The organism is Polynucleobacter sp. es-MAR-4 (assembly GCF_018882055.1).
Classification (GTDB): Bacteria; Pseudomonadota; Gammaproteobacteria; order Burkholderiales; family Burkholderiaceae; genus Polynucleobacter.
In genome coordinates, this window is the sequence record NZ_JACVPF010000002.1 from 204,825 (window position 1) to 221,538 (window position 16,714).

Genomic DNA, 16,714 nt, shown 5'->3' on the forward strand with positions numbered 1-16,714 from the left:
TTAGATCACCTTATCGTGACGAAGACTGATTAACTCATCTGTTGAGTAACCTAACTCACTCAAGATCTCATCAGTATGCTCGCCTAACAATGGTGAACGCGTCACATCTGTTGGGCTATCAGACATCTTGATTGGATTACCCACAGTGAGATACTTGCCACGAATTGGATGATCCACTTCAACAACAGTGCCGGTGGCACGCAATGCTGGCTCTTCTGCGATTTCTTTCATCGACAAAATTGGACCGCATGGAATGTCATATTTATTCAAAATATCCATGACTTCGAATTTGGTCTTAGTCATTGTCCATTTTTCAATTTCACCGAAAATTTCCATGAGGTGCGGCAAACGGGCCATTGGGGATGCAAAGCGAACATCTGTGATCCAATCTTCGCGACCGATTACTTTGCAAATTGCCTCCCAAACTGGAGCCTGAACAATGACGTACATATAGGCGTTTGGATCGGTTTCCCAACCTTTGCATTTCACAATCCAGCCAGGCTGACCACCACCAGAGGCATTACCAGCACGAGGTACAGAGTCGCCAAATTCACCATTAGGAAACTGTGGATACTCCTGCATTAGACCTACACGCTCTAAGCGCTGTTGATCGCGCAACTTCACACGGCACAAGTTCAAAACAGCATCCTGCATCGCTGCTAATACTTTTTGACCGCGACCAGAGTGGGTGCGTTGATATAGCGCCGTCACAATACCCAATGCCAAATGCAAACCAGTACCGCTATCGCCGATCTGAGCACCAGTCACCATTGGAGGGCCATCATCAAAACCGGTTGTCGATGCCGAACCACCAGCGCACTGAGCAACGTTTTCATAAACTTTGCAGTCTTCGTAAGGACCAGGGCCAAAACCTTTAACTGAAGCCATAATCATCATTGGGTTGAGTTCTTGAATACGCTCCCAAGAAAAGCCCATGCGATCTAATGCACCAGGGGCAAAGTTCTCAACGAGAACATCACACTCTTTAATCAAACGCTCCAAGATTTCTTTGCCTTTTGGAGTCTTCGTATTCACAGTAATTGAACGCTTGTTATGGTTCAACATCGTGAAATACAAACTATCTGCATCAGGGATGTCACGCAATTGACCGCGAGTGGCATCACCCTCACCTGATTTTTCTACTTTGATTACGTCTGCGCCAAACCATGCAAGTAACTGAGTACAGGTAGGGCCGGATTGAACGTGGGTGAAGTCAAGAATTTTGACCCCTTCTAATGCTTTTGCCATGATTAAAGTCCTAATAAGATTGAAATTTTGAATTAAGCCAATTTTACCAGCGACGGATTGCGGTGCAACATGGCGTGCCTATTTATTAGGCACATCCAGCAAGGGATGCCCCATATTGGTTATTTGGAGGCAAATTTATTGATTTTCAAGATCAGAAAGTCGCTTTTTAAGCGCCCTTTCTTCGGCAAAACGCTCAGTCTCATCACGAATCACCGCTGCAACACCATTAGCCTGATGTTTCTCGTCAAACAACATGCCCACTGTAAACGCAATAGATAAGGTGCGTCCATCCTTGTGTTTTGCCGGAACCTTTAATAATGAAGTGCCATAGCGGGTAGTGCCGGTCTCCATAGACTTGCTGTAACCCTCATTATGTTTCTGGCGCTGACGCTCAGGAACAATCAAATCCAGTGTATTTCCAAGTGCCTCCGCTTCCGAGTACCCAAAAATCCTGGTGGCAGCTGCATTCCAAAGCACAATCTTTTCATGAGCATCGGCCACGATGACTGCATCACCGACACAGTCAATCAGTTGAAGTAAATCGACAGTTGTTTTCATCCCGTCAGTCTAAAGACTTTCATTCTGTTCGGGTAAATAAAAAAAGGCGCTCACGAGGAGCGCCTTTAAGATCGCAAAAAAATTACTTATTGTTATTAAACCGCTTTTGCTGCATGCAACTTAGCAATGTCATCAGCGTTATAGCCAAGATCTTTCAATACTTCATCAGTGTGCTCACCCAAAACTGGTGATGGACCAACGTCGATCTTCAAATCAGAGAACTTGATTGGGCTACCGATTGTTAAGTACTTGCCACGAACTTTGTGGTCAACTTCAACGATAGAGCCACTCTTACGCAAGTCAGGTGATGCAGCCAATTCTTTCATTGAGAGAACTGGTGCGCAAGGAATGTCGAACTTGCGGAGGATATCCACAGCTTCGTACTTAGTCTTGTCCTTGAGCCAATCTTCAATCGTTGCGAAGATGTCAAAAATCTTATCTTGACGTGCTTCTGCAGTCATGTACGCTGGATCAGTTGCCCACTCTGGCTTGCCCAAAGCTTTAGTAATTGGCTCCCAAGCATGACCTTGGATAGTGAAGTAGATGTATGCGTTTGGATCTGTTTCCCAGCCCTTACACTTCAATACCCATCCTGGCTGACCACCACCACCAGCGTTACCGCCACGTGGAACTACGTCAGAGAATGTGCCGTGTGGATACTGTGGGTACTCTTCGAGGTAACCAACTTTATCCAAACGCTGTTGATCGCGCAATTTAACGCGGCACAAGTTCAATACAGCATCTTGCATTGAGCAGGATACTTTTTGACCTTTGCCAGTTTTCTGACGCTGCATCAATGCAGTCAAGATACCAATAGCCAAATGCATACCAGTGTTGCTATCGCCCAAGGCAGCAGCAGAAACTGTAGGAGGACCATCCCAGAAACCAGTTGTGGATGCGGCACCGCCAGCACACTGAGCAACGTTCTCGTATACCTTTAAGTCTTCGTATGAGTGACCATCGCTAAAGCCTTTTACAGAAGCCATAATCATTTTTGGATTCAGTTCTTGAATACGCGCCCAGCTAAAACCCATACGATCCAAAGCGCCTGGACCAAAGTTCTCGACCATGACGTCGGAAGTCTTGATCATCTTCTCTAAAACTTCTTTACCTTCTTGAGTCTTGGTATCCAAAGTCAAAGAACGCTTATTACCGTTCAACATAGTGAAGTACAAAGCATCTGCACCTGGTATATCGCGCAACTGGCTTCGAGTTACGTCACCTGAGCCTGGACGCTCTACTTTAATAACGTCCGCACCGTACCAAGCCAATAGCTGAGTACATGCAGGACCTGCCTGTACGTGTGTGAAGTCGATGATACGAATGCCGTCTAATGGTTTAGTCATGTTTGATTCTCCTTAAAGTCTTTCTTGTGTGTTGCTAAATTTGTTCTTAAAAAATTACGTATCAAATGCTTTTGGATTACTTCTTACCTGCTGCAGTTGATGGATTCAAATTGGTTAAACGTCCACTCTCTGTACCAGCTGTCTCATCAATTACCGCATTAATTAAGGCTGGCTTACCTTCGGCAATCGCCTTAGTCAAAGCCGCTTCTAATTCAGCTGGAGTAGTTACGTAATAACCAACACCGCCAAACGCCTCAATCATCTTGTCGTAACGCGCATTCTTAACGAATACCGTTGGGGCAACATCTGCACCACCAGTTGGATTTACGTCAGTACCGCGATATACGCCGTTGTTATTGAAAACAACTGTAGTAATTGGTAGGTTGTAACGACAAATTGTTTCCAATTCCATACCGCTGAAGCCAAAGGCACTATCACCCTCAACCGCAACTGTTGGCAAACCGCTAGTTACAGCAGCACCGATCGCATAACCCATACCGATACCCATGATTCCCCAAGTGCCGGAGTCAAAGCGTTTACGCGGCTTGTACATATCCACAATTGCGCGGCAATAGTCGAGCGTATTTGCGCCTTCGTTAACCAAGTTCACATCTGGGTTCTTCTTGATCACATCACGAATAGCACGCAGAGCGCCATGGAAGTTCATTGGTGAAGCTTCTTTGGCAAGTGTTTCTGCCATCTTCGCCATGTTCTTATCTTTTTTCTCGTTGATCGCATTGATCCACTCGGCAGATGTCTTTGGAACTGAGGCAATACCTTTTAAGAGCTCACCAACAACAGATCCAACATCACCAATCAAAGGTGCATCAATTTGTACGTTGCTATCAACTTCATTTGCTTGAATATCGATTTGGATAAATTTCTTAGGATCTTTGCCCCATGTTTTACCTTTACCGTGTGCCAGCAACCAGTTCAAGCGCGCACCAACCAACATCACCGCATCAGCTTCAGCCAACACAAATGAACGCGCTGCAGAAGCAGATTGCGGGTGATTGTCTGGCAACAAACCTTTAGCCATCGACATTGGCAAGTACGGGATGCCTGACTTTTCAATCAAATCACGAATTTCTTTATCAGCTTGAGCATAAGCAGCGCCCTTGCCCAAGAGAATCAATGGGCGCTTAGCACCCTTCAATACATTCAAGGCACGCTCTACAGCATCAGCCGCAGGGATTTGGCGTGGAATTGGATCAATAACTTTGAAGATTGATTTCTTAGCTTCTTCAACCGGCATCGTTTGGGAAAGCAACTGTGCAGGCAAGTCCAAATAAACGCCGCCTGGACGACCTGAAACGGCTGCACGAATAGCGCGCGCAAAACCGATGCCGATATCTTCAATGTGATTAATACGATATGCAGCTTTGCAATATGGCTTAGCTGCATTGAGCTGATCCATCTCTTCGTAATCGCCCTGTTGCAAGTCAACGATTTCACGCTCACTCGAACCAGAAATCAAAATCATTGGGAAGCAGTTCACAGTGGCATTGGCCAACGCTGTCAAACCATTCAAGAAACCTGGTGCTGAAACAGTCATACAGATACCAGGCTTTTGCGTCATGTAACCGGCAATCGCCGCAGCATTACCTGCGTGCTGCTCATGACGGAAGCCAATAAAGCGCATTCCTTCTGCTTGAGCCAAGCGGCATAAGTCGGTAATTGGAATACCAACGAGACCAAAAATAGTATCTAGGTCATTTGCTTTTAAGGCATCAATGACGAGATGAAAGCCATCAGTAACTTGTGTATTTTGATTGTCTGTTGTCATAGAAATTTATAGTTAATTACACCGCCCGAACGCACAACATGTTCAGTGCAATTCAGCTTTCGCCAACTGTCTCCAATTAAGTTATTAGTAGTGCCACGGGTAACTATTGACATTCCCGTTGAGGCTGAGATGAATCTTAGGCTTGGGGATGGGGTTCATCATTGACTTCGGTCAATTTCCCCTGAAATCCAGAACCAACTGGGGTTTCTAATTAGACAAAGAGCTCTTTATGCTTTGTTTTAAGGCGACTCAAAGTCTCAGGGGAGAGGTTGAGATAGGCTGCCAGCTCTTTTTTAGGGAGCAACTCAAATAAGTCTTCATATTTGCGTAAAAAACGCTCAACTCGGCCCGGCGCATCAAGCATGTGCAGGGTAATTGTATGGGCCATGATCTCGCTCATTAAGCGCATAACCTCAAACTCAAAACTTTCCTTGAGGGGCTTGTGAGCATCCAAAAACTCAGCCCACTTTTTGAGGGGCATGCGGGCAACACGAGCCTTGGTAACCGAGGCAATGCTGTAGGGAGCAGCCGTTTTAAGGCGCCAAGCTGCGTAGCTTGTCTCAATATCTTTTTCGATGGCAAAGCGCAGAATCATCTCTTTTGCATCAGCACTTGAGACGATGCGCTTCAGGATTCCGTCCAGCACAAAGTATTGCTCCATCTGGTGATCACCTTGATGAAGCAAGATTTCTGATTTTCTGAGGTCTGAGATAACTAAATGGCGCTCTAAATCTGCCATTGCTTCAGGATCCAAGCTTTTTAAAACCGAGTTTTGGCTAAGCTGTAAACGAATCAGGTTTTTTTCGGGGTGCTTGTCTAATGCTGTCATGAATCCTTAATCCTAGAGGCTCTATTGTAGGCTTTTTTGGCTTTTTCAGCCGACCCTAGGCCAGCCTGGGATAGAATTACCGGGTCGTGGTGCTTTATTGCAGTGCAATAAAGTTAAACGGGAAACACAAAACGTGTGCTGCCCCCGCAACGGTAAGTAAATACACCCTAACTATTAGTAAAAGGTGTCAGGAGTCTGAAGTAGCCACTGTGCGCGTCAATTGCATGGGAAGGCCAGATTCTGAGATTTACTAGCCCGGATACCGGCCAAGACAGGTGGAATTTTGCGGACGGGGATCTTCGCGCGCCGATGAAGCATCCAAAGCCAAACCGGCAGGACGCCCAATTGACGCTTGAGCTCTCACAAAGTGAAATTCTGTTCGACCCAGCTTACGGGGAAGTTAGCTAGGTGATTCGAAGGCAGAAGGTTCATCATGAAACAGCAGTTCAGCAGCAAAACGCTAGTCGCCCTACTTTGCGGCGCAGCAATCATATTTAACGCAGCAGCTCAAAACTCGCAATCAACAGTTATTGTCTCCGGCTCACGTTTTCAAGAAAACCTCAACGAGGTTCCTGCGAACGTCAAAGTAATTACACGCGATGAGATTGATGAGTCTAGCTCGAATACGATTCCACAGGTACTGTCTCAAATTGGTGGACTGCTAGTAAGGGGAGTCAATTCCAGCTCACTAAATTTAGATGCCTCAGTTGACATGGGAGGATTTGGTCCATCCGGCAACAGTACAACAGTGGTGTTGGTGGATGGGATACGAGTCAATCCTATTGACTCGGGAAGTATTGACTGGCAATCCATTCCAATTGATTCGGTTGAGCGTATAGAAATACTACAAGGCGGTGCCGGCGTTCAATACGGTAATGGTGCGGTTGGTGGTGTTATCAACATTATCACCAATGGAGGCAAGAAAAATATTAACCAAGCCTCTTCGACCTATGGAACATGGGGAACGCTAATTAATAATGCAATTTTCAAGAACACCATTGAAAAAACTACATATCAACTTACTGCAAATACTTCCAACACAAATGGCTGGAGACCAAATACTGCAGCAAATGCTTATTCAGTGGATGCAAAAATATTGCAAGATCTTGGTGGAAATGACCGAGTTTTTATTGATGGCTACTATGGCTATACAAACTCACAGATCGCTAGCCCGGTAGTAGGATTGGTTGGGTCTGGAAACCCTTTATCAGTAAGACCACAAAATGCCGGTAACAATTCCACTGTTAATAATTCTGGATTTCGCCAAGGGCTTACAAAAACTTTAAGTGAAGCTTATGTAGTAGAGCTCGATACCTCTTACAACAATAAGACATCCTTCTTTTATTCACCACAAGCTGACTTTTTTACATCCTTAGATCCAAATAACGCTAACTATGGATATGCTGGAAGCGCAATGAATAATAAGTTGCAAGGCTGGCAATTCGCTGCCTCCCCTCGAATGAAAGCAAATTTCGCTGGATTCGGCACTACGATTGTTGGGTACGACTTCTCCAAAGCAAATCAAGCGGGTAGCAATAGCTATAGCCCACTATCGCAAGGAATTATTAATGCTAATGTATATGGTCAGTACTACAACAACCTGACTAGCGATTCTCAGAGTGCATCGCAAATTAATAATTCTGTTTATGTAATGCAAAGAGTGCCGCTCGGGAATATTCTTGAGGCCAGCGGAGGTTTTCGTCGTCAAGTGCAGCAGGCCTCTACCAACAACACTTCAATCAGCGCAGCCAATGGCACGGTTAGCAATACACAACAATTTGCTGCAAATGCAGGAGATATTGCTTTGAATGCTAATTACCTGCCAGGACAGCGAATATATGCGAAGTGGAACCAATCCTTTAGATTTCCTAACATCGATGAATATTGGGGATTTGCATATGACGCAAATGGAGTGGGTAGCACCGTATTCAACGGAATCTTGCAACCTCAAACTACTCAGACTTATGAGATGGGAGGAAATTGGACAGCCTTGAGCTCAAAAATTACCTCCTCTATTTTTAAATCCATGACTCAAAATGAGATTAGCTATAACCCAACAACAGGCTATAACTACAACTCTATCTACCAGACAAATAGAGCCGGGGTTTTGCTTGATGTGAGCTCGAACGTTCTTCCATCCCTCAATATTGGCGCCGGAGGAAAATATCAGAAGTCCTACTATGCAAATGGGCCCTATGCCGGAAACTCCATCCCCATTGTCCCGGACACCATACTCAATGCCAGAGCCAACTACCTCATTTCAAGTAAATGGACTTTGGGTGGTGTAGTCAATTACGTGAGCAACCAGTATTACGATGCCGGACCCAATAGTTACAGCGATGCCCCAACTATGCCTTCATACGTTATTGGTGATGTGTTTACCTCTTATAAGCTCCAGGCAATCGAGGCTCGACTAACAGTTAAAAATATTGGGAATGCCCAATACTCAAGCTATGGAGGAGTTAGCTCATTTAGCGGAACTCACTTTTATTATCCAAGCGAACCAAGGTCGGTTTATCTAACCCTGAAATACACCCTTAATTAATGCTTAGAGATCTTGGGAACCCCTTGACCTGCTTCCGATACTTGGCGGTAGGGGTTGCTTTATTTCTTTTGGGATTTTCCTTGGCTATTTTTGCCGCACCGGTTTCAGTTGCGGATGACCGAGGTGTTACGGTAGCTTTTGATAAGCCACCGCAGCGCGTTGTGAGTCTTCTACCATCAATTACTGAGTCTGTTTGTGCTCTAGGAAAATGCAGTGCCTTGGTTGGTGTTGATCGATTCTCGAATTGGCCAAAATCAATTCAAGGCTTGCCTAAGCTTGGTGGAATGGGTGATATCAATATTGAGCGCATCGTACAACTCAAGCCGGATGTTGTACTGCTGGAAAAATCCTCTCCTGTGATCGCACGACTAAATGGCTTAGGCATCAAAACGTTTGCATTGGATATCAAATCAATGGGGGATGAAGAGCGCGCTCTTCAAAAGCTAGATCTTGTACTGGGCACCTCCGAGAGCACACGTGTATGGAATCAGATTCAACAAGAAATCATGCGCGCTAGCAAGCAGCTTCCAACAAGAGAAAAAAATATCAGCGTGTACTTTGAGGTAAATCCCGCACCCTTTGCAGCCGGCAGCATTTCTTTTATCGGTGAAATTTTGTCTCGATTAGATTTGGTCAACATCATTCCAAAATCACTCGGCCCATTTCCGAAAATTAATCCTGAGTTTGTAGTACAGGCCAAGCCCGAAGTCATTCTTCTGACTGAATCAACGATAGCCGATATTCAAAAACGTCCAGGCTGGAGCTCCATTCCAGCGGTTTCTAAGAATCAAATTTGCGTATTTACAGGTAATCAAAATGACGTCTTAGTGCGTCCTGGGCCACGTATGGGTGAAGCTGCACTCATTATTTCTCAATGCGTACAAGAGAAGATGTCATCATCTCGGTAATGCAGAAAAACTATTTTCTGGGCAAGCTGTTCGCCCTACTCATTCTCAGCGCGGCCTTAGTGCTCATGGGCACTTTACTTGGAAGTATGGGTGCCAGCTGGAATATGTCAGGAGTAGACCAAATAGTCTTGCTTGAGATTCGACTGCCGCGATCATTAGGGGCCTACCTTGCCGGCGCCCTATTAGGACTTGCTGGCGGCATTGCACAAAGCCTATTTCGCAATCCCCTGGCTGACCCCTACTTACTAGGCAGTGCATCAGGCGCACTACTTGGTGTTGGAAGCATTCTTTGTTTTGCCTATCTGGGTAACTCTTGGCTGGAAATTATTGGCCTGAATGGTGGCGCTTTTCTAGGGGCCTTGATTGGCGTGCTGGCCTCCCTACTTTTAGCAGGTGGCTACCGTAGCTCTTTACGCCTTTTATTATCCGGGGTCGTTATCAGCGTGATCTTAGGAGCAGCTAACTCTTTATTCACATTTATCCGCCCCGATCTATTTCAAAGCATTCAATCTTTTATGCTGGGCAACACTACCTTACTAAATTGGCCAGGTGTCGAAATAATGGCTAGCGTTTTGTTGATCTGCCTACTGATCACTCTCATGATTAGCCCCGTACTAGATGCTTTATCTCTTGGTGAAAATACCGCCCGTACTTTAGGCTTGCCGCTAGATCAACTACGTTTGATATTGATTGGCATTCTTGCTCTTGCAACTGGATGCGCTGTTGCACAAACTGGCTTAGTCGCTTTTGTTGGGCTTGCAGCCCCACACTTAGTGAGAAAGTTCTCGGGTGGGCAACAACGAGTGCAACTTTTATTCTCCTGCCTAGGTGGCGGAATCTTATTACTCAGCTCGGATCTGATTGCACGTACTTTATTTGCCCCAATTGAAATTCCAGTTGGTGTTGTGACAGCAGTCTTAGGCGGCCTCTATCTCCTGGTTCTGCTGAGGCAAACCTCTTTTGGGGTACGCCCATGAAAACCCGCCAACTGAATGTATACAGGGGTTCTTGCGCTATTCTCTCCGACCTCAATGTCGATATTCCACAAGGAAAATGGACCAGCATTATTGGGCCCAATGGGGCAGGAAAATCCTCGCTCTTGCAAGCAATGGTCGGATTACTCAAATGGGATGGGTCAATCACAATCGACAGCGTGGATGTATCGACATTCAGCAATAAAGATCTTGCTAAGAAAATTGCCTGGCTAGACCAGACCTTAAGTACACCTGATGAGTTAAGCGACTCTCTTAGCGTGTATGACACTGCCATGTTGGGACGGCTACCTCACCAAGGATGGCTACACCTTCCTTCAGAGACAGATCATGCGCTGGTTCAAAAAGCCTTGCAACATACTGATGCCTGGCATCTTCGTCATCGCCCCTTGCAGCAATTATCCGGAGGAGAGCGTCAGCGAGTTCTATTGGCGCGACTTCTTGCTGTGGACTCCGATATCCTCCTCATGGACGAACCACTAGCCAATTTAGACCCACCCCATCAGGCTGATTTTTTGAAATGGCAAGAAGACTTATTGGCCCAAGGCAAAACCTTGGTGACCGTTTTGCATGAAATTCACTTTGCCCTCCGGGCAGACTATGTAGTCATGCTCAACAAAGGGAAACTGCATTTCCAGGGGTCCAGCCAAGATCCTGGAACTCATCAAGCCCTGATAGCCCTATTCAATGGCCGTATACGCCTAGAAAAGCTCGGAAGCGATTGGGTAGCCTTACCCAACTAAACCCAAAATCAGGAGTATGAAAAAGCATTTCCCTGGGGCTACAATGCCAATATGACTGAGTACACCCCTCATATCCCAAGCGACTCTACTGAATCCGATTCAATAGCCGAGTCATTGCAAAGGCTGTCTAAAAAAATTCAGCTGATCTCCGATGCCGTCAAGACGCTGCACCAAGAGCGTAGCCAGCTTGAGACCAAAATTGAGGATGCGCAAAAACGGATTCAACATATTTTGAGTCGCCTTCCGGAGCAAAGTGACGCACGTCAATTGAACTTGCTCGGCGATCCTGTAACGCCAACCAATCCAGAGGATGACAATGAGCCAACAACGCATTGAAGTAACCCTCGCCGGTCAAAAAATTACCTTAGCCACGAGTGCTGAACATGAGCCATTACTGCGTGCAGCCTGCACCTTGGTAGACGAACAGATTCAGCTGGCCATCAATGGCGGCAACCGCAGCATTGAACGCGCCAGCATGATGGCTGCACTAAAAATTGCAGGCGACCTGATTAAACTGCAAACCGCATCTCAACATGCTCCTGCGCAGAGCGCCTCATCCCACTCCAATCCAGAAGAGATTGCCCGACTCCAGAATGAAATTCATACGCTGGAAGATCAAGTGGACGCTCTAATGCAAACCCTTTCCCTGCCTGGTTCGCCAAGGCCAATAGTTCCTTGAACCGATGCGCAAGCATCCGGAACGATCTTTACATTGTGGGCGTGAGCGTTTCGAATCTTCACAGTGGCAGCTTCGCGCTGTTCACTCCCTGAGTTTCTTAATGCACCCGAAACAAAGTAGCCGTTCCACCTTGAACCTTAGGGTTCAGGATGACGGCCTAGCGGCTAAGGCGGGGAATTCATGTCAATAACCGATATTCTGATGCTCATGCTTTGCGGGAGCATATCTGGCTTCCTAGCGGGATTACTTGGAATTGGTGGCGGGATGATTTTGGTCCCCTTCATGATTGTGGTTTTCAACCACTTGGGATTCGGCCAAAACGTCATCGTGCATATGGCAATTGCTACCGGTATGGCAACCATTCTATTTACAACTACTTCAGCTATCTGGGCGCACCACAAGCACGGCTCAATTGATTGGAAATTAGTAGCGGCGCTTAGCCCTGGACTGGTTATCGGGAGCCTTGTCGGTGGTAGCGAAATCTTCGAGGCTATCAATACCTCGTGGCTGTCACTATTCTTTGCCATTTTTATTGTCTACACATCGATCCAAATGATCATCAACAAGAAGCCTTCGGCTGGACGAGAATTACCAGGCGCTGTTGGTCTTTTCTCTTTCGGGGCATTCACAGGCGTAATCGCCAGCCTTGTTGGTGCGGGCGGAGCATTTATTACTGTGCCATTTATGCTTTGGTGCAACGTCAAACCGCACACTGCCATGGCAAGTTCTTCAGGTTTAGGGTTTCCGATTGCAGCTGCAGCAACGATTGGCTACATGTATGGAAGTTGGGGCAACCCCAACCTTCCACAAGGATCATTGGGTTTTGTGTATCTTCCGGCAGTGCTTTGTATTGTGGCGGTCAGCATATTCACAGCCCCGCTTGGCGCAAAAATGGCTAGGAAACTCAATGTCGCTCAACTGAAGCGCATCTTTGGTGTAATGCTCTTCATGCTTGCAGCCTTCATGTTTAATGAAAGCCGCAAGGCATTCGGTTTCTAAGTCGGTATTTTTACGCTGTTAGCTTGTGTATTGCTGACGCAGAATATTCTTCTGGACTTTACCCATCGCATTGCGAGGTAAGTCAGAAACAATCTCCAAACGTTTTGGAATCTTAAAGTTCGCTATTTGCGTTTTGAGTGTTGCGATCATCGCTTGCGCATCTAGTTTGGCTCCCGCTTTTGGCACCACAACCGCCATTACCGCCTCACCAAAATCTGGGTGCGGAATACCAATCACAGCACTCTCATCAACGCCATCCATGTCATCGATAAAGCTTTCGATTTCTTTTGGATAGACGTTATAGCCACCAGAAATAATCAAATCCTTACTGCGACCAACAATGCAGAGGTAGTCCTTAGGGGCTTTACCACCGTTGGCATCACCACCCCAACGCCCTACATCACCAGTCTTAAACCAGCCGTCTTTAGTAAATTCTTCAGCGGTTTTTTCCGGCATACGCCAGTAACCCTTGAATATATTTGGACCTTTTACCTGGATGCTACCGATTTCATCAACACCACAAGGCTTATTAGCTTCATTGACCACGCGAACCTTCACGCCTGGCAACGGCAAGCCAACAGATCCACCGACGCGATTGCCCTTGTACGGATTGGAAACTAACATCACCGTCTCACTCATTCCATAACGCTCAAGAATCGGTTGTCCAATAAGCTCTTTGAAGGTATTAAACGTTTCGGTGAGCAAGGGTGCAGAGCCAGAAACAAACAAGCGCATATTGCGCGTGACGTTCTTATTAAAGTTTTTATCTGCAAGCAGGCGAACATAGAACGTTGGCACACCCATCATGACAGTGGAATTAGGCATGTGATGAATTAACTGCGCAGTATCTAAACGCGGCAACCAAATCATTTTGCTGCCGTTAATCAAAGCGCCATGGGCCGCCACAAACAGTCCATGCACATGGAAGATCGGGAGGGCATGCAACAAGACATCGCCCTTCTTCCAACCCCAAAACTTCTGCAGCACTTGAGCATTACTTCCCAAGTTTTTATGGGTGAGCATTGCGCCTTTGCTGCGACCAGTTGTGCCAGACGTGTACAAGATTGCCGCTAAATCATCATCTTTGACTGCAACTGTTTTGAACTTATCGCTTTGACCAGCAGAGCGCTCTAATAAAGTGCCTTTGCGATCTTCATCCAAGGTAAAGACATGTTTAGTGCCAGCCTTAAAAGCAACTTTAGATACCCAAGAGAAATTCTTGCTGCTGCAAACTACAACCGCAGGTTCAGCATTCTCAAGAAAGTATTGGATCTCCGCCGCTTGATAAGCAGTGTTCAGGGGTAAATAAACGTAACCCGCCTTAATAGTAGCGAGGTATAAAAAGAGTGCTTCAGGGGATTTTTCAACCTGTACCGCAACCCTTGATCCAGCGGGTAATTTGAGGCTCTTAAGCAAATTTGCCATCTTGGCAGTCGCACGCTCCAGATCACTCCAGGAGTAATAAAGTCCATCATGCGTTTCAAGTGCACATGCTTGCTTATCTTTTGGAAAACCTTTTTCCAATAAGGAATATAAATTCATTCGAGCCTCAAATACCAATTCATTAATTACTAAATTAATCTAACGAAGCGCCAGATTTCTTCACTACGCTAGACCAACGTGCTACGTCAGCACGAACCTGCTTACCAAAAGCCTCACCATAGAGATTAGGTGTATCGGATCCATTCTTCTCCCAAATTGCTTTGAGCTTTGGCGTATTCAATGCCTTCTGTACCTCAACAATCATCTTGTCTACGATTGGCTTTGGTGTACCTGCTGGAGCAAACATGGAGTACCAAGTAGATACCTCATAGTCAGGCAAGCCAGCTTCTTTAAAAGTAGGTACGTTAGGAATAGCAGTTGAACGCTTATTTGATGCCACAGCAATTGCCACCAACTTACCAGCATTGATCTGTGGAGCTGAAGTAGCCAAGCCATCAAACTCTAGGTCGATCTGACCAGCCAACAAGTCATTCATTGCTGGGCCAGCGCCACGGTATGGAATGTGAGTAATGAAGGTGCCAGTCTGAATCTTGAAGAGCTCACCAGCTAAGTGATGAACAGTGCCGCTACCCGCGCTAGCAAAGTTGTATTTGCCAGGATTTTTCTTCATGAGATCAATAAACTCTTTGGCATTACGCGCACTCACTCTTTGTGGATTAACCACCAGAACCTGAGGAACGTTTGCCAACATAGCTACAGGAATAAAGCTTTTCTCAATATCGTAATCAAGATTTTTGTACATCGAAGGGGCGATAGTGTGATGAGTAGCGCCAATAAACCAGGTGTAACCATCTGGAGCTGCCTTTGCAGCAACTGAAGCACCTACAGTACCGCCAGCACCACCGCGATTATCAATAATGAATTGCTTACCCATCTGCTCAGTTAACTGTGCTGCCAATGGTCTAGCGAATGCATCTGTTCCACCGCCTGCAGGGAATGGATTCAGGAAGGTAACCGGCTTAACTGGCCACTCCTGCGCCATAACAGTCAAAGGTGCGGCACAGAGAAGAAATAATGATTTCTTCAACGTGCTGACAGAAAAAAGTGATGCCTTTAGTTTTTGATTAAACATCTTCGTCTCCTTTTTTATCAATCTGTGATTGACGTCGTTTTTATAAATACTGCACCATTCTAAGGGCACTTAACACTTGCTGCAAAAGTCCGTACAAGGGAAAACACTAGGGAGCCATTAAGCGGCCTACAGCCCTGGAATAGACAATTTCCCCATTAGCAAAGCGCTCATGGTTATCCTCCACGCTGCCCAAATCATAAAGATAGTTCACCATCAAGCCAGCAGATTGGCGCAAGCCCTTGCGCGATAAATCACCCGCCCAATTAACGAGATGCAGCTTTGCACCATTACCCAAATGAAACTTGGCTACTGGATTGCCATCACGCCCGGTAGAGGCAAGCCCTAAATACATACTTGCCAAACTCAATAAAGCTGCTTTTTCCTTCTCAGAGGCCAAGTCTGGATGCCAACCACCCGTCAATCGCTCAGTCCAAGATTGATTCTCAAGCTTTAATACGGCCAGAGCGCTGTCTCTCGCTACCTTGAGATTGGGTTTCAATCTATCAGCTGGCACACCCTCACCTAAATGAGCGCCTGCAGCAACCCAATCCATAAACCCTGGAATAGGTGACAAAGTGACAAAGGTTTTGATTCCGGGGAACTCGGCATGCAACTGCTCAGCTACTCGCTTAATCAAAAAGTTGCCCATGGATACACCACGAAGACCAGGCTCGCAGTTACTGATGGAATAAAAAACAGCGACCTTATATTGAGAGGCCTGATCGACTGTCTCTGCTTTTTTATCAACCAATGGCGTAATGACCGTTGGGATCTCAGGTAAGAGTGCCACTTCAACAAAGATCAAGGGCTCACTTGGGAGTTGCGGATGAAAGAAAGCAAAACAACGACGATCAGGCTGCAGGCGACGACGTAAGTCATCCCAACCATCAATTGCATGAACTGCTTCATGCTGAATCAATTTCTCCAGGACTTCTGCCGGTGATTTCCAGTCCACCTGGTGCATTTTGAGAAAGCCCGGATTAAACCAAGACGAGAGTAAGTGGCGCATATCAAAATCCACCGCAGCCAATTCTGGTTTTTTATCCAGCAACTGCAATAAATCACGACGCATTTGCACTACGGCTGCAGTACCTTGGCTGGCGCGGTTGAGGCGACGAAAAAACTCCTGCCGAGGGGATTCAGAAACTTTTTGTAGCTGGATGTAATTTCGCGCACTAGAGTCGGCCACAAAATTTTGCGCTGCCTTCAGCACCGCATCCGCTTGAGGATTCAACTTCTCAAACAGAAAGGTAAAGAATGAGACGTGCTGATCTTTTGCTAATTTGCGGTAGTTGTTGACCACATCATCAGCCATGCTCAGCGCATTTGATTCTCCCCGCTCAGATATCAAGCGTTTGATAGCGTTATTTGCCTTAGATAAATTACGCGCTTTAGTGAGCTTCTCCAGCATGGATATCTTTCAATTAAAGTAAATATGGTCAGAAATTGGGCAAATTCAGCAAAAATCTGATGCCATCCAGGGGAATTAAGGCAATTTCATGAAAT

Annotated in this window: 14 protein-coding genes, 1 other RNA gene, 1 pseudogene and 1 riboswitch; of the genes and pseudogenes, 8 read left to right on the plus strand and 8 right to left on the minus strand. The window is 46.1% G+C overall.

Annotated elements, in window-relative coordinates; translation table 11 throughout:
• From frc (ICN16_RS07105) to ICN16_RS07125, 5 genes are all read right to left on the minus strand, one after another.
• Positions 1–1,248 carry a formyl-CoA transferase gene (frc, locus tag ICN16_RS07105; protein ID WP_216136074.1) on the minus strand — a complete coding sequence of 416 codons (1,248 nt, stop codon included), beginning with the start codon at positions 1,246–1,248 and terminating at the stop codon, positions 1–3.
• 135 nt (positions 1,249–1,383) lie between these two features.
• Complete coding sequence (locus tag ICN16_RS07110; RefSeq protein WP_216136076.1) at positions 1,384–1,806, minus strand: PAS domain S-box protein; 423 nt, start codon at positions 1,804–1,806, stop codon at positions 1,384–1,386.
• Between the two features lie 95 nt (positions 1,807–1,901).
• Positions 1,902–3,152 carry a formyl-CoA transferase gene (gene frc, locus ICN16_RS07115; protein WP_216136079.1) on the minus strand — a complete coding sequence of 417 codons (1,251 nt, stop codon included), beginning with the start codon at positions 3,150–3,152 and terminating at the stop codon, positions 1,902–1,904.
• Between the two features lie 76 nt (positions 3,153–3,228).
• Positions 3,229–4,938 (minus strand): oxalyl-CoA decarboxylase, encoded by a 1,710-nt coding sequence (gene oxc, locus ICN16_RS07120; protein ID WP_216136080.1) that lies wholly within the window; start codon positions 4,936–4,938, stop codon positions 3,229–3,231.
• A 211-nt stretch (positions 4,939–5,149) separates the two neighbouring features.
• Positions 5,150–5,767 (minus strand): Crp/Fnr family transcriptional regulator, encoded by a 618-nt coding sequence (locus ICN16_RS07125; RefSeq protein WP_216136082.1) that lies wholly within the window; start codon positions 5,765–5,767, stop codon positions 5,150–5,152.
• Between the two features lie 70 nt (positions 5,768–5,837).
• Positions 5,838–6,053: riboswitch (cobalamin riboswitch) on the plus strand.
• Between the two features lie 147 nt (positions 6,054–6,200).
• On the opposite strand from ICN16_RS07125, the gene ICN16_RS07130 reads away from it, so the two are divergent.
• The 8 genes and pseudogenes from ICN16_RS07130 (at position 6,201) to ICN16_RS07165 (ending at position 12,633) form a co-directional block, all read left to right on the plus strand.
• Positions 6,201–8,312 carry a TonB-dependent receptor gene (locus ICN16_RS07130; RefSeq protein WP_216136085.1) on the plus strand — a complete coding sequence of 704 codons (2,112 nt, stop codon included), beginning with the start codon at positions 6,201–6,203 and terminating at the stop codon, positions 8,310–8,312.
• A gap of 80 nt (positions 8,313–8,392) precedes the next feature.
• On the plus strand, positions 8,393–9,220 hold the full coding sequence (locus ICN16_RS07135) for an ABC transporter substrate-binding protein (RefSeq protein WP_255533674.1): 828 nt from the start codon (positions 8,393–8,395) through the stop codon (positions 9,218–9,220).
• Entirely contained in the window at positions 9,187–10,197 is a 1,011-nt protein-coding gene (locus ICN16_RS07140) for an iron ABC transporter permease (protein ID WP_255533675.1), read from the plus strand. Before ICN16_RS07135 ends, ICN16_RS07140 begins: the two co-directional genes overlap by 34 nt.
• A complete protein-coding gene (locus tag ICN16_RS07145) occupies positions 10,194–10,955 on the plus strand; it encodes an ABC transporter ATP-binding protein (protein WP_216136089.1) in 762 nt (253 codons plus the stop codon). The genes ICN16_RS07140 and ICN16_RS07145 overlap by 4 nt, the downstream gene beginning before the upstream one ends.
• Before the next feature lie 51 nt (positions 10,956–11,006).
• Positions 11,007–11,291, plus strand: a complete 285-nt coding sequence (locus ICN16_RS07150) for a hypothetical protein (RefSeq protein ID WP_216136092.1) — start codon at positions 11,007–11,009, stop codon at positions 11,289–11,291.
• Positions 11,272–11,496: pseudogene (locus ICN16_RS09935) on the plus strand (cell division protein ZapA); the annotation flags it as partial. The gene ICN16_RS07150 and the pseudogene ICN16_RS09935, both read left to right, overlap by 20 nt.
• 99 nt (positions 11,497–11,595) lie before the next feature.
• Positions 11,596–11,814: non-coding RNA, 6S RNA (ssrS, locus tag ICN16_RS07160), on the plus strand.
• Positions 11,815–12,633, plus strand: a complete 819-nt coding sequence (locus tag ICN16_RS07165) for a sulfite exporter TauE/SafE family protein (RefSeq protein ID WP_216136095.1) — start codon at positions 11,815–11,817, stop codon at positions 12,631–12,633.
• 18 nt (positions 12,634–12,651) lie between these two features.
• On the opposite strand, the gene ICN16_RS07170 is transcribed toward ICN16_RS07165, so the two are convergent.
• From ICN16_RS07170 to ICN16_RS07180, 3 genes are all read right to left on the minus strand, one after another.
• On the minus strand, positions 12,652–14,175 hold the full coding sequence (locus tag ICN16_RS07170) for a malonyl-CoA synthase (RefSeq protein ID WP_216136098.1): 1,524 nt from the start codon (positions 14,173–14,175) through the stop codon (positions 12,652–12,654).
• Positions 14,176–14,209: 34 nt separating this feature from the next.
• Positions 14,210–15,208, minus strand: a complete 999-nt coding sequence (locus tag ICN16_RS07175) for a tripartite tricarboxylate transporter substrate binding protein (RefSeq protein ID WP_216136101.1) — start codon at positions 15,206–15,208, stop codon at positions 14,210–14,212.
• A gap of 106 nt (positions 15,209–15,314) precedes the next feature.
• Positions 15,315–16,619: a malonyl-CoA decarboxylase gene (locus tag ICN16_RS07180; RefSeq protein WP_216136103.1), complete on the minus strand. Its 1,305-nt coding sequence runs from the start codon at positions 16,617–16,619 to the stop codon at positions 15,315–15,317.
• Between the last annotated feature and the right edge of the window lie 95 nt (positions 16,620–16,714).

Coding starts and splice junctions, on each gene's coding strand:
- ICN16_RS07180 (WP_216136103.1), bottom strand. CDS start 16,619: ATGCTGGAGAAGCTCACTAAAGCGCGTAATTTATCTAAGGCAAATAAC.
- frc (WP_216136079.1), bottom strand. CDS start 3,152: ATGACTAAACCATTAGACGGCATTCGTATCATCGACTTCACACACGTA.
- oxc (WP_216136080.1), bottom strand. CDS start 4,938: ATGACAACAGACAATCAAAATACACAAGTTACTGATGGCTTTCATCTC.
- ICN16_RS07150 (WP_216136092.1), top strand. CDS start 11,007: ATGACTGAGTACACCCCTCATATCCCAAGCGACTCTACTGAATCCGAT.
- ICN16_RS07125 (WP_216136082.1), bottom strand. CDS start 5,767: ATGACAGCATTAGACAAGCACCCCGAAAAAAACCTGATTCGTTTACAG.
- ICN16_RS07140 (WP_255533675.1), top strand. CDS start 9,187: ATGCGTACAAGAGAAGATGTCATCATCTCGGTAATGCAGAAAAACTAT.
- ICN16_RS07130 (WP_216136085.1), top strand. CDS start 6,201: ATGAAACAGCAGTTCAGCAGCAAAACGCTAGTCGCCCTACTTTGCGGC.
- ICN16_RS07145 (WP_216136089.1), top strand. CDS start 10,194: ATGAAAACCCGCCAACTGAATGTATACAGGGGTTCTTGCGCTATTCTC.
- ICN16_RS07175 (WP_216136101.1), bottom strand. CDS start 15,208: ATGTTTAATCAAAAACTAAAGGCATCACTTTTTTCTGTCAGCACGTTG.
- frc (WP_216136074.1), bottom strand. CDS start 1,248: ATGGCAAAAGCATTAGAAGGGGTCAAAATTCTTGACTTCACCCACGTT.
- ICN16_RS07170 (WP_216136098.1), bottom strand. CDS start 14,175: ATGAATTTATATTCCTTATTGGAAAAAGGTTTTCCAAAAGATAAGCAA.
- ICN16_RS07165 (WP_216136095.1), top strand. CDS start 11,815: ATGTCAATAACCGATATTCTGATGCTCATGCTTTGCGGGAGCATATCT.
- ICN16_RS07110 (WP_216136076.1), bottom strand. CDS start 1,806: ATGAAAACAACTGTCGATTTACTTCAACTGATTGACTGTGTCGGTGAT.